The 12,619-nt window shown below is 59.9% G+C and carries 15 protein-coding genes and 1 other RNA gene; 13 read left to right on the top strand and 3 right to left on the bottom strand.

Annotated elements, in window-relative coordinates:
* Positions 1–153: 153 nt before the first annotated feature.
* The 8 genes from gatC (at position 154) to JNX03_RS07945 (ending at position 5,531) form a co-directional block, all read left to right on the top strand.
* Positions 154–441: an Asp-tRNA(Asn)/Glu-tRNA(Gln) amidotransferase subunit GatC gene (gene gatC, locus JNX03_RS07980; RefSeq protein WP_203211849.1), complete on the top strand. Its 288-nt coding sequence runs from the start codon at positions 154–156 to the stop codon at positions 439–441.
* Positions 441–1,928, top strand: a complete 1,488-nt coding sequence (gene gatA / locus JNX03_RS07975) for an Asp-tRNA(Asn)/Glu-tRNA(Gln) amidotransferase subunit GatA (RefSeq protein ID WP_203211848.1) — start codon at positions 441–443, stop codon at positions 1,926–1,928. Before gatC ends, gatA begins: the two co-directional genes overlap by 1 nt.
* 38 nt (positions 1,929–1,966) lie before the next feature.
* Positions 1,967–2,686, top strand: coding sequence for a hypothetical protein (locus tag JNX03_RS07970; protein WP_203211847.1), 720 nt, complete (start codon positions 1,967–1,969; stop codon positions 2,684–2,686).
* Entirely contained in the window at positions 2,625–3,350 is a 726-nt protein-coding gene (locus JNX03_RS07965; protein WP_231024286.1) for an N-acetylmuramoyl-L-alanine amidase, read from the top strand. The genes JNX03_RS07970 and JNX03_RS07965 overlap by 62 nt, the downstream gene beginning before the upstream one ends.
* A 93-nt stretch (positions 3,351–3,443) precedes the next feature.
* Positions 3,444–3,848, top strand: an RNA gene (gene rnpB / locus JNX03_RS07960) — RNase P RNA component class A.
* A gap of 95 nt (positions 3,849–3,943) precedes the next feature.
* Positions 3,944–4,651: an SDR family NAD(P)-dependent oxidoreductase gene (locus JNX03_RS07955; RefSeq protein WP_203211846.1), complete on the top strand. Its 708-nt coding sequence runs from the start codon at positions 3,944–3,946 to the stop codon at positions 4,649–4,651.
* A 117-nt stretch (positions 4,652–4,768) separates the two neighbouring features.
* Entirely contained in the window at positions 4,769–4,936 is a 168-nt protein-coding gene (gene rpmG / locus JNX03_RS07950; protein WP_011454349.1) for a 50S ribosomal protein L33, read from the top strand.
* A gap of 70 nt (positions 4,937–5,006) precedes the next feature.
* Complete coding sequence (locus JNX03_RS07945) at positions 5,007–5,531, top strand: hypothetical protein (protein ID WP_203211845.1); 525 nt, start codon at positions 5,007–5,009, stop codon at positions 5,529–5,531.
* Between the two features lie 146 nt (positions 5,532–5,677).
* Here the strand turns inward: JNX03_RS07945 and JNX03_RS07940 are convergent, their stop codons facing one another.
* Both JNX03_RS07940 and JNX03_RS07935 read right to left on the bottom strand, forming a co-directional pair.
* A complete protein-coding gene (locus JNX03_RS07940) occupies positions 5,678–6,454 on the bottom strand; it encodes a Bax inhibitor-1/YccA family protein (RefSeq protein ID WP_203211844.1) in 777 nt (258 codons plus the stop codon).
* Between the two features lie 126 nt (positions 6,455–6,580).
* Positions 6,581–6,796, bottom strand: coding sequence for a DUF1127 domain-containing protein (locus JNX03_RS07935; protein WP_203211843.1), 216 nt, complete (start codon positions 6,794–6,796; stop codon positions 6,581–6,583).
* A gap of 123 nt (positions 6,797–6,919) precedes the next feature.
* On the opposite strand from JNX03_RS07935, the gene JNX03_RS07930 reads away from it, so the two are divergent.
* The 5 genes from JNX03_RS07930 to JNX03_RS07910 all read left to right on the top strand — a co-directional run bounded on the left by JNX03_RS07930 (position 6,920) and on the right by JNX03_RS07910 (position 11,280).
* On the top strand, positions 6,920–7,795 hold the full coding sequence (locus tag JNX03_RS07930; RefSeq protein ID WP_203211842.1) for a LysR family transcriptional regulator: 876 nt from the start codon (positions 6,920–6,922) through the stop codon (positions 7,793–7,795).
* Positions 7,796–8,188: 393 nt separating this feature from the next.
* A complete protein-coding gene (locus JNX03_RS07925; RefSeq protein ID WP_203211841.1) occupies positions 8,189–8,560 on the top strand; it encodes a helix-turn-helix domain-containing protein in 372 nt (123 codons plus the stop codon).
* Positions 8,561–8,614: 54 nt separating this feature from the next.
* On the top strand, positions 8,615–9,415 hold the full coding sequence (gene hisN / locus JNX03_RS07920; RefSeq protein ID WP_203211840.1) for a histidinol-phosphatase: 801 nt from the start codon (positions 8,615–8,617) through the stop codon (positions 9,413–9,415).
* Between the two features lie 108 nt (positions 9,416–9,523).
* Positions 9,524–10,864, top strand: coding sequence for an 8-oxoguanine deaminase (locus JNX03_RS07915; protein ID WP_203211839.1), 1,341 nt, complete (start codon positions 9,524–9,526; stop codon positions 10,862–10,864).
* Positions 10,861–11,280: a CAP domain-containing protein gene (locus JNX03_RS07910; RefSeq protein ID WP_203211838.1), complete on the top strand. Its 420-nt coding sequence runs from the start codon at positions 10,861–10,863 to the stop codon at positions 11,278–11,280. Before JNX03_RS07915 ends, JNX03_RS07910 begins: the two co-directional genes overlap by 4 nt.
* Before the next feature lie 10 nt (positions 11,281–11,290).
* Here JNX03_RS07910 and guaD read toward each other — a convergent pair whose 3' ends face one another.
* Positions 11,291–12,586 (bottom strand): guanine deaminase, encoded by a 1,296-nt coding sequence (gene guaD / locus JNX03_RS07905; RefSeq protein ID WP_203211837.1) that lies wholly within the window; start codon positions 12,584–12,586, stop codon positions 11,291–11,293.
* Between the last annotated feature and the right edge of the window lie 33 nt (positions 12,587–12,619).

Raw genomic sequence — 12,619 nt, 5'->3', positions numbered from 1 at the left:
ATCCGTTCTGGCGCTGCGGCAAGGCCGGGTTTTCCATCAAACCGGCCCTCCGGGGGGAGGTTTTTTGGGCCAAATGAAGAGGTGGGCAGGGCGCACCCTTGCGAGGGCGCAAAAGGAAGGATACACCGCCGCCCAAGCAGATGGAGAGCCTTCATGTCGATCGACGAAAACACCGCCGCCCGCGTGGCGAAACTGGCCCGCATCAAGGTAGAGCCTGAGGCGCTGCCGGCGCTGGCGCAGGAGTTCAACAATATCCTCGGGTTCATTGAACAGCTCAACGAAGTGGACATTGACGGGGTCGAGCCGATGACCTCGGTGACCCCGCAAAAGCTGAAGCGGCGTGAAGATGTGGTGAGTGACGGTGACCAGCAAGAAAAGGTGTTGGCCAATGCACCCGATGCCCGCGAAGGTTTTTTTGCCGTGCCGAAGGTGGTGGAATAATGACTGAACTGAACAAACTGGGCCTGGCGGGCGCACGCGATGCGCTGCGCAGCGGCGATGTAACATCCAAAGATCTGACCGAAGCTTGCCTCAAAGCCATTGACGGGGCAGGGGCGCTGAACGCTTTTGTACACAACACGCCGGATCTGGCGATGGCGCAGGCCGATGCAGCTGACAAACGCCTCGCGGCAGGTGAAGCACCTGCAATGTGCGGCTTGCCCATCGGGATCAAGGATCTGTTCTGCACCAAGGGTGTGCCCTCTCAGGCAGGCTCGCGCATTCTCGAAGGGTTCTTGCCCGAGTATGAAAGCACCGTAAGTCAGAACCTTTTTGACAAGGGTGCGGTGATGCTGGGCAAGCTCAACATGGACGAATTTGCCATGGGCAGCTCCAACGAGACCTCCGTTTACGGCAATGCGGTAAACCCCTGGCGGCGCGGCAATGATGATGCGGCGCTGACGCCCGGTGGCTCCTCCGGTGGCTCTGCTGCGGCGGTTGCAGCCGATCTGTGTCTTGCGGCCACCGGCACCGATACCGGCGGGTCAATCCGCCAGCCTGCAGCCTTTACCGGCACGGTTGGGATCAAGCCGACCTACGGGCGCTGCTCGCGTTGGGGCATTGTTGCCTTTGCCTCCTCGCTTGATCAGGCCGGTCCGATGACCAAATCGGTGCGCGATGCGGCGATCATGCTTGAGGCGATGTGCGGCCATGATCCAAAGGACAGCACCTCGGCCGATCTGCCGGTGCCGAACTTCGAGGCGGCGCTGACGGGTGATATTCGTGGCAAGAAAATCGGCATTCCCAAGGAATACCGCATGGATGGTATGCCCGAGGAGATCGAAACCCTGTGGCAAGACGGCATTGCGATGATGAAGGATGCCGGCGCCGAGATCGTCGATATCTCGCTGCCACATACCAAATATGCTTTGCCAGCCTATTACGTGATTGCGCCGGCTGAGGCCTCATCGAACCTCGCGCGCTATGATGGTGTCCGTTACGGCCACCGCGCCACGCTTGAGGCAGGGGACGGTATCACCGAAATGTACGAAAAGACCCGCGCCGAAGGCTTTGGCCACGAGGTGCAACGCCGGGTGATGATTGGCACCTATGTGCTGTCCGCTGGTTTTTACGATGCCTATTACAACCGCGCCCGCCGGGTGCGCAGCCTGATCAAGAAAGACTTCGAAGACGTCTTTGCTCAGGGCATCGACAGCATCCTAACCCCGGCCACCCCGTCTGCGGCCTTTGGTCTGGGAGAGATGACCGACGCCGATCCGGTGGCGATGTATCTCAACGATGTGTTCACCGTCACGGTCAACCTGGCCGGTTTGCCGGGCATTGCGGTGCCAACGGGGCAGAACCGTCAGGGCCTGCCTTTGGGCCTGCAACTGATCGGGCGGCCATGGGAAGAGGCAGATCTGCTGTCTTCTGCCTATGCGCTTGAGAAGGCGGCAGGCTTTGTAGCCAAGGCAGACAAATGGTGGTAAACCAGCGCCAATAACCGTCAAAAGACAGAGCAGTCCAGATGATCAAACATGCCTTCTTCGTTCTCGCCGCAGGCGTGACACTTGCCGCCTGTCAGCCTGCTATCCCGGATTCGGGGCGCGGCGCCGGATTTGACAACTTCGCAGCCGAGCAGCGCAAGCGCGACGCGGCTCTGACCGGCATCGTGCCTGCAACGCCGGTGATAGCGGAAACGCCGATCCAGCCGAACCTGCCGAGCGATCCATCCGCCGCCGCCACCGCAGCGGAAACCGCCCGCGTGCTGGCCGCCACCCGTCCGGGGGTGCCAAACAGCGGCGGTGTGCCGATCAATGCCAGCCCGACCAACCCACCGCCCGCAGTGGTAAACACGGCAGGGATCTCCAACGAAAACAACTTTGACGCCGTGTCGGGCCAGCGCAGCATTGATGACGACGCCGCCCGCATCGCCGCCAACAAGGCTCAGTACGAGGTGGTCACGCCCCAGGCCCTGCCGACCCGCGTTGATAGCGGCCCGAATATCGTGGCCTATGCCTTGAGCACCAAAAATGCCGTTGGCGAACAGATCTATCGCCGCATCGGTTTGAACAAGGCGGCAAAATACGCCCGGTCCTGCCGCTCGTTCAGCACGCCAGATCAGGCGCAGATTGATTTCCTCGCACGCGGCGGCCCGCAAAAAGACCGCAAAGGCATGGACCCTGATGGCGATGGGTTTGCCTGCGATTGGGATCCGACCCCGTTCCGCCGCGCGGCCCAAGGCTGACGTGACAGGCCCTGAGATCAGGGATCACCTTTCGCCCAACTGCGGCCCGCGCCGGGACGGTCTGACGCCCAGCCTGATCGTGATCCACTACACCGCCATGGACAGCGCCGCCGCCGCCCGTGACCGCCTGTGCGATCCGGAGGCGGAGGTGTCCGCCCATTACCTGATTGCAAACAATGGTGAGATCCTGCGGCTGGTGCCGGAGGACCGCCGCGCCTGGCATGCCGGTGCCGGGGAATGGGCCGGACAATCCGATGTCAACTCCCGCTCCATCGGGATCGAACTGGACAACACCGGTGCCCATCCTTTTTCAGAACCGCAAATGCGGGCGCTGGAAACCCTGTTGCGTCAGATCATGACCCGCTGGAATATCGCGCCCGAAGGTGTGATCGGCCATTCCGATATGGCGCCGGGCCGCAAATGCGACCCGGGCCCGCGCTTTGACTGGACACGGCTCGCGCGCCAAGGGCTCGCGCGGTCCGCTGGCCCTTCCGCCACAGCGCAAGACGTGACCGAAAACAGTTTCCGCACGGCCGCTCGCGCCGCTGGCTTTACCGCTGACGCGCCGCTGAACGATTTGCTCGCCGCCACACGGCTGCGTTTTGCCCCTTGGCGGCAAGGCGCATTGCACCCGGATGACCTGAACCTCCCGCCGCTGCGCTGACGCCACTCTTCCCCCTTTTTGGCCCTTAAATACTCAATCCCGCCCGAGCAGCCATTGACGACAGCGGCGTCGGCGCGCTACGCCGCACCTTGCGCGGAAGGCCGGATGACCGCGGCGATGCAAATCGTCGAGGAAAGTCCGGACTCCAAAAAACAACGGTGCCGGGTAACGCCCGGGCGGGGCAACCCGACGGAGAGCGCCACAGAAATGAAACCGCCCCTGCGGGTCTGTGTCGGGCAACCGATACCGCCGGAGGGGTAAGGGTGAAACGGTGGGGTAAGAGCCCACCGCGCCGCTGGCAACAGGGGCGGCACGGCAAGCCCCACCGGGAGCAACGCCAAATAGGGACCGCGTGCCGCCGCAAGGGGGCGGGGCTGTTTTTGCCCCAGCAGGTTCGGGTTGGCAGCTATAGCTGCACCGGCAACGGTGTGGTCAGAGGAATGGTCATCCAGGGGCGCAAGCCCTGGACAGAATCCGGCTTACAGGCCTTCCGCGCATTTATGACCCGGTGCCGTTTTCTTCCAAGAAAACGGACCGGAAAATTCAAATTTTCCGCGCCCCGCCCAACGCAGAGCGCAGACAGGAGCCATCCCATGAAACTCACCGGAAAAACCGCCCTCGTCACGGGTGGCAGCGATGGCATCGGGCGGCACATCTGTCTCAAACTTGCCGCTCAGGGCCTGCGCATCGCGGCGCTGGGGCGCGACAAAGGCCGTCTGGATGCCGTGGCCGCAGAGGCGCTTCGGGCGGGCGCACCGGAGGCCCAGGGTTTTGTCTGTGATCTGGCCCAAACCGAACAGATTGACGCTGTTGTAACGGCGATTCTCGATGGCTTCGGCCCCATCGACATTCTGATCAACAACGCTGGCATCTGGCACAAGGCCGGCCCGCTCGACAGCATTGATCCGGCCATGATTGAGGCAACACTGGCCACCAATCTCAATGGCGCGATCCACCTGACCCGTGCCCTCTTGCCGGGGTTGCGCAGCCGCGAGGAGGCCGCGATTCTCAATGTCGTTTCCAAATCCGGTGTTTTGGCGCAGGCCGGACAATCGGTCTATACCGCCAGCAAATATGGCATGCGCGGCTTTACCGATGTGCTCAAGCAAGATGAGGCCGAAAGTGGCGTGCGGGTGGCGGGGCTTTATCAAAGCGGCACAAACACCGGCATGTTCGACAAGGCAGGCGAGGATGTGCCAAACCATATTTTCACCGAACCAGATGATCTGGCCGATGTGGTGGTTTTCATGTTGTCACGGCCTGCAAAACTGTGGATGCACGATGTGCGCATCGAGTTGTGAGGAAAGCATGATTTCCCATAGCTTTTGCTGTTGACACGCAGCCGCATCCCGTTACAAGCCGGGTTTCAGAATTCACGCACCCGCCCGATGGTCTAAGGTGCAGCAGGAGATGACAAGATGGCAAAGCCAACCACGATCAAGATCCGTCTGAACTCGTCCGCGGGCACAGGCCATTTCTACGTGACCAAGAAGAACGCACGCACCATGACGGAAAAGATGGTTGTCCGTAAGTATGACCCCGTTGCGCGCAAGCACGTGGAATACAAAGAAGGCAAGATCAAGTAAGATCTGTTCCTTTGGATCGCTTTAAGGCCGCGCTCATGCGCGGCTTTTTGCGTTTGGGGGAGGGCGATCAATGAAACGCGTGATGATTGTCGGTGGGCCGGGATCGGGTAAATCCACCCTGGCGCGCCTGCTGGGGGAACGAACGGGGCTGCCCGTTTTCCACATGGATCTGATCCATTGGCAGGATAACTGGGTTGAGCGCACGAAGGCCGAGAAAATACCTCTGGCGCGGGCGGTAGAGGCGCAGGAAGAATGGGTGTTCGAGGGCAATATGTCCGCCACCAACTCCAGCCGCCTGGCCCGCGCCGATACGCTGATCTGGTTGGATCTGCCGGTGGGTCTGCGCCTGTGGCGGGTGACCAAACGGCTGTTTCGCTATCTCGGTCAGGCCCGGCCCGATCTGCCGCCCAGCTGCCGCGAAAGGCTGCACCCGCAAACCTGGGCCTTTTACCGCCTGATCTGGACCACAAGGCACAGCGCCCGCGCCAAGATCACCGCGCTGATCCAAACGGCCCCGGCGGATAAAAGGATCGTGCATCTGACCAGCCCCCGCGCGCTGCGGGAGTGGCTGAAAGAGACCCTGCCGCCGCACTGACGCCCCTCTCCCTTCACGCTTTCGTAGGGTCTGAACCCTCAATATTCACTGCGCAGCGCTGCGCCACGTGCTGCGGCGTCAAAGGGGCACAAACAAAAAGGCCGGCCTCTTTCGAGACCGGCCTTCATCGCGGATTTTTACCGTCTTTATTCGCGATTGCCGAACAACTGGAGCAGCAACATGAACATGTTGATGAAGTCCAGATAGAGGTTCAGCGCACCCATGATCGCCGCTTTGCCAAGCCATTCCGTATCGCCGTGGTGGGCGTGGGCCAGGTATTCGGTTTTGATCTTCTGGGTGTCATAGGCGGTCAGACCGGCAAAGATCAGAACACCGATGGCCGAGATCGCGAACATCAGCGCCGAAGAGGCGAGGAAGATGTTTACGATAGACGCGACGATCAGGCCGATCACGCCCATGATCAGGAAGCTACCCCAGCCGGAGATGTCTTTCTTTGTGGTATAGCCCCAGAGGGACAGACCGGCAAAGGCGATCGAGGTGATCAAGAACACCTGCGCGATCGAATAGCCGGTGAAGACCAGAAAGATCGAGCTGATGGAAACACCCATCGTTGCGGCGAAAAGATAGAACACGGTCTGCGCGGTGGCCGCCGACATGCGGTTGATCGCGGCACCAAAGCCAAAGACAAAGGCCAGCGGCGCAAACATCACAACCCACTTCAGCGGCGAGGCATAAAGCGCGTAACCGAGGCCAGTCAGATATTTGTCAGGACCGATCTGCGCGGATGCGCCAGATGGATCTGCTGTCACGGCAAGGCCGGACAGGGCCCAAGCTGCGGCAAATGTGATCAGCATGCCGATCGACATTGTGCCGTAGACCTTATTCATATGGGCGCGCAGACCCGCATCGATTTCGGCGGCGCGGGCTCCGGCTGCGGCCCGGATTGTATTCACGTCAGCCATTCAAGACCTCCAATTGACTAATAGGTTCACCCTCACGCAACGCGCGCGAAGTATTGAGAGGAATATTGGGCCTATGGTCCCGTTTTTCAAGGGTGAACCTGTGTCATGAGGGGGATTGGCATCCGATTATTTCAACCAATAGGCAGGGACATCCCAAGGCGCGCGGGAGGCTTCTGCCGCGGCGGCTTCGGCAGAGACACCGATATCCTCAAGCATACGTGCATCCAGACGGGCCAGCGCACGGCGGCTGCGCCACAGTTGAATGGCATTCAAGGCGGCAGCAGCCCGAGACGTGCTGCGAGAAGAGGCGAGGCCGGCGGAGCGGAGAGTGATCTGTGTCATGGGAGTGACCTTTCTGTTTTCGTGATGATAACTTCTTAATTCATTTCGATGGTTGATATATGGCAACGAATGGGCATAATGAAATTGAATGTTTGTTATGTTGACCATCAAGGATATTGATGAATGAGAAATCTGGATATCACGACACTGCGTTCATTTGTGGCGGTGGCCGATTCCGGGGGCGTCACCCGCGCCGCCGGTTTTCTGCATCTCACGCAATCGGCAGTCTCAATGCAGCTCAAGCGGCTGGAAGAAATGCTCGGCCTCGAATTGCTTGACCGGACGGGCCGGACCATTGCGCTGACGGCATCGGGCGAACAATTGTTGGCCTATGCGCGGCGCATGATTGCGCTGAATGACGAAGTTATCACCCGCCTGACTGATCACGCCTATGAGGGGGAGATCACGCTGGGGGTGCCGCATGATATCGTTTATCCCGCCATCCCGCAGGTGCTCAAACAATTCCACGCCGCCTTCCCACGGGTGAAGATCCAGCTTGAGGCCTCGTACACCCGAACGTTGAAGGAACAATTTGCCAAAGGGGAGTGCGATATCATCCTGACCACCGAACCCGAGGTGGACAGCGGCGGTGACACGATTGCCCGCAAACGGCTGGTCTGGCTGGGGGCGCCGGGCGGTGCAACATGGCGACAGCGGCCGCTGAAACTTGCCTTTTGCCGCTATTGCACGTTCCGGCCCCATGTCACTGCAGCGTTGGACCGGGTCAATATGCCTTGGGAGATGTCCCTCGATACCGACAGCGACCGCACGATTGAGGCGGCTGTCAGCGCGGATCTGGCGGTCAACGCAATGATCGAGGGCACCGAACCCCCGCATATGGAGCAGATCGACCATGATGGCGCCCTGCCGGAATTGCCATTGCAGCTGATCAATCTTTATGGTGGGCGGGCCGCCAAGAACGAGGTGCATGATACCCTTGTGGGCCTGCTGCGAAATGCGTTTTCGACCAGCCAAGTGGGCCGTTTACGGGCGGTTTGACGCCGGTCTTTGCTGAATGCCTAAAATTTGTGCGTTGCGATAAAATCGCGCAGGGCAGAATTTTTTTGCGAGACAATTATTCAACTTTTAGTGGAATCGAATATTTCCCGCATCCATAAGCTTCATTGTTTTTCAATGTTTTGCAGAGATTTCTTCACCCATGTTGAGCGGTCGTGATGTTTGGAGTTTCCTGATCTGCAAGCATAGGGAGAGTCATCCGTTAATCATCCGATCGCGCCTCTGGACCGGACTTATTGCCAAAACGGCGTCGAAAGGTTTTGCTCGCAACCATTAAGTTTTGTAGACTTATTCAACAGTCGGCGCTCCTTCGTTGCGGAAGGGGAACATGAAAATGGTCGAACTGCACATTTTAGCCGAAGGGGAGTGTACACGATGGCTCATAAAGTAGACTTGCACGTAGGCAAGCGGATCCGTCAACGCAGATGGCTCACCGGGATGACCCAACAAAAGCTTGCCGAACTGGTGGGTATCAAGTTCCAGCAGATCCAGAAATATGAAACCGGTGCAAACCGGGTCAGCGCCTCCCGGCTTTGGGATATCGCTGACGCCCTCGAAGTGAACGTTGCGTTCTTCTTTGAAGGTATGGAAGGTGAAGGTGCCGAGGTGACGACCTCTGGCAAGGTGCCGATCGACGTGATGGGCGACAAAGAAGCAATGGATCTGATCCGGTCGTATTATGCGATCCCCGAAGATCAACGCCGCCGTTTGTTCGAATTGGCCCGCGTTCTCAGTGACGTTGCCTGAAAGCATTGATGACATTGGCTTGCATCGCCTCGCCTGAGGTGGCAGGCCGGTGCCATGACCAGATCCACAGATTTTGACAGTGACATTCGCCGCGTGGCGCATCTGATGGCAGATGCAGCACGCGCGGTAATATTGCCGTATTTCCGCAATGCTGCATTGACCGCCGACAACAAGCTTCATGGCGGCTATGACCCCGTGACCGAAGCGGACCGCGCCGCAGAGCGTGCGATGCGCGATATTTTGGCGCGCGAACGCCCCGGCGATGGTATTCTGGGCGAGGAATACGGGGCATCCCAAGGGACATCTGGCCTGACTTGGGTGTTGGACCCGATTGACGGCACCCGTGGTTTTGTCAGCGGCACGCCCACATGGGGCGTATTGATCGCCGTGTCGGATGGGCAGGGGCCGTTTTTTGGCATCATCGACCAGCCCTATATTGGAGAGCGCTTTGAAGGTGCGCCGGACGGGGCGGTCTTTGCCGGCCCGCATGGGATGGGACCGATGCAGACGCGCGCGCCGAAACCTCTGTCCGAGGCGGTGGTCTTTACGACTTTCCCCGAGGTTGGTTCGGCGGCAGATCAAGCCGGATTTCACGCAGTCGCGGCGCAGGCCCGGCTGACGCGCTATGGGATGGACTGTTACGCCTATGCGCTTTTGGCGGCGGGGCAGGTGGATCTGGTGATCGAGGCAGGGCTGAACTCTTATGACATTCAGGCGCCGATTGCCGTGGTGCAGGCGGCTGGCGGGGTCGTCACGGATTGGCAAGGCGGACCAGCCCATGATGGTGGCCGCGCGATTGCCGCGGCGAATGCCGAAATCCATGCCGAGGCTTTGGCCATCCTGAAAGATTATTGACCAAGCGGTCAACTGCAGGCTAGGTTCCCCCTGCATCCGGTTCTTCAGCCTGTTTTCCACCCGATGCGCACATGATCTGAGACAGGTTTGCCGAAAGACGGGTGAGCCATGTCCGAAATCCTTTTGAAAAATGCCCTAACGATCCTGACGATGGATGACGCGCGGCGCGAGTTGTCCTCAGCCGATATCCGGCTCAAGGGCGGTGTGATCACCGAGATCGGGCAGGGCCTTTCCGGCGGGGCGGAGGTGGTGGATGTCTCGGGCTGTGTGGTCACTCCGGGGCTGGTGAACACCCATCACCATTTATACCAGAACCTGACCCGCGCTGTGCCGGGGGGGCAGGACGCGCTGCTATTTGGCTGGCTTCAGACGCTTTATCCAATCTGGTCGCGGATGACGCCGGATCATATGTTTGCTTCGGCGCAGATCGGGTTGGCGGAACTGGCGCTGTCGGGATGCACGCTGAGTTCTGATCATCTTTATCTCTATCCCAACGGTGTTCGGCTAGAGGACACGATCCATGCTGCGGCAGAGCTTGGCCTGCGGTTCCAGCCCACGCGCGGCTCGATGAGTATCGGGGAAAGTGATGGTGGTTTGCCACCTGATGCACTGGTTGAGGACGAGGATTCCATTCTCGACGATTGTGTTCGGTTGGTCGATGCCTTCCACGACCCTGCGGAGGGCTCCATGTGTCGGGTGGCGCTGGCACCCTGTTCGCCGTTCTCCGTCAGCCGCGATCTGATGCGCAACACCGCGGTTCTCGCGCGTGACAAAGGTGTGATGATGCACACCCATCTGGCTGAAAACGAAGAAGATATTGCCTATTCCCTGGAACAGTTCGGCTGTCGCCCCGGAGAATACGTGCAAGATCTGGGCTGGGTTGGCCGTGACGTTTGGCACGCCCATTGCGTGAAACTGGACACCGCTGAAATTGCGCTTTTTGCCCAAACGGGCACGGGGATCGCCCATTGTCCCTGTTCCAATTGCCGGCTCGGATCTGGCATCGCGCCGGTGCGGGCGCTGCGCGATGCAGGGGTGCCGGTTGGCTTGGGGGTCGATGGATCGGCCAGCAATGATGCGGGCAATCTGGTGGCAGAGGCGCGGACGGCGATGCTGCTGCAACGGGTGGCGCAGGGTGCAGATGCCATGAGCGCGCGCGAGGCGCTTGAGATCGCCACGCGCGGCGGCGCTGATATTCTGGGGCGGCCTGATTGCGGACGGCTGGAGATTGGCAAACGCGCCGATATCGCGGTCTGGGATGTGCAGGGGCTGGCCAGTGCTGGCAGTTGGGATCCGGCCGCACTGTTGCTGGCGGGGCCGACCACGGTGCGTGACCTTTTTGTCGAAGGCCGGCAGATTGTGCGGGACGGGCATGTGCAAACCATTAACCTTGAGGCAACCATTTCACGTCACAACAGAATGGCACGTGAATTGGCGGAGGCAGTATGAGATCACTATTGATGGTGCTTGCGATGGCTATTGGGATGCCGGCCCTGGCCGACCCGGCGGTTCTGCGCCCGGTCAATGAGCTGCGCATTGCGCAGGGCCACGCACCAATGACCTACGCACTTTCTTTGGAGAATGCGGCCTTGTTGCATGCTATTGATATGGCACAGCGGAAATATTTTGCCCATGAAGGCCGAGATGGTTCAACGGTTGGACAACGTGTCACGGCGCAAGGCTACCAATGGTGTCTGGTGGCCGAAAACATCGCCAAAGGGCAACGCAGCCTGAACCAGGTGATGCAGGATTGGGCAGAAAGCCCGGGCCATCTTGCCAATATGATCCGGCCAGAGTTGCGCGAGATCGGCGTGGCACGGGGGCCGGGGCACCTATGGGTGATGGTTTTGGCCGCACCTTGTTAGCGCTTTGACCTTAGGGGCGTTTCTGCCCGTTGATCCAGACATCCGCAATCGCGCGATCATCGCCCATCATGATGGTGGCAAAGAGGCTTTCCCAAATATCGCTGGCCTGATCTGCGCGCTGTGCAATGGCAGGGGTCGAACTGAGGTTGAGAACCGTCAAATCAGCCTCCATCCCCTTGGTCAGGCTGCCGATCTTGTCGCCGATATGCAGACTGCGGGCCGAACCGGCGGTGGCCAACCAGATCAACTGTGCCGCATGCAGGGGCGTGCCGCGCAATTGGCCCACTTCGTAAGCCGCCGCCATGGTGCGCAGCATCGAAAATGACGATCCGCCGCCGGTGTCCGTGGCAAGGCCAACCGGAATGCCGCGCGCCGTCAATCCGGCCATGTCAAACAGGCCCGAGCCGATAAACGTATTCGACGTAGGGCAGTGCACCAGTGCCGCACCGCAGTCCTTGAGGCGGTCAATCTCCCGCGGCTCCAGATGGATCGCATGGCCATAAAGCCCGCGTTCCCCCAACAATCCATGGGCTTCATAGGTATCAAGATAATCGCGGGCCTGCGGGAAAAGCTCTTTCACCCAAGCGATCTCATCTGTCTGTTCGCTCAAATGGGTCTGCATCAGACAGTCCGGATACTCCGCCCACAAAGCCCCCAACGCGGCCAGTTGATCGGGCGTGGATGTGGGCGAAAACCGCGGCGTGATGGCATATCCGGCGCGGCCCGTGCCATGCCACTTGTCGATCAAGGCTTTGCTGTCATCATATGCCGACTGCGCCGTGTCGCGCAGGCCGTCGGGCGCGTTGCGATCCATACAGGTTTTCCCGGCAACAATCCGTTGCCCGCGCGCCGCTGCCGCCTCAAACAAGGCATCGGCAGAATGGGGGTGAATGGTGCAATAGGACGCCGCCGTGGTGGTGCCATGGGCCAGCGTCAGATCCAGATAACGCCCGGCGATCTGATGGGCATATTCAGGATCCGACAGGCGCATTTCCTCAGGAAATGTGTAGGAATTCAGCCAATCAATCAGCCGCTTACCCCATGAGGCGATGATCGCGGTCTGCGGGTAATGCACATGCGCATCGACAAACCCCGGCGCAATCAGATGATCGCTGTTATAGTGGTGAAGATCGGCCTGCGGATGCGCCTCTTGCAGTGCCGCGCCAGAGCCGACCTCAATGATCCATCCATCCTTGATCAAAACCCCGCCCGCGCTGTCAACGCTTACGGCATCCTGCCAGGGGCCACGCAGTGGATCACCCGTATAGCGGAGCACGGGGCCAAGAATGAGGGTCTGCTTTGTCATGCTCCAACCCTAAGCCCCGCAGAGGTCGGGGAC

The sequence above is a fragment of the Sulfitobacter mediterraneus genome (assembly GCF_016801775.1).
GTDB classification, from domain to species: domain Bacteria; phylum Pseudomonadota; class Alphaproteobacteria; order Rhodobacterales; family Rhodobacteraceae; genus Sulfitobacter; species Sulfitobacter mediterraneus_A.
Note: the sequence above shows the minus strand (reverse complement) of the source record. Positions and strands in the feature narration are given on the sequence as shown.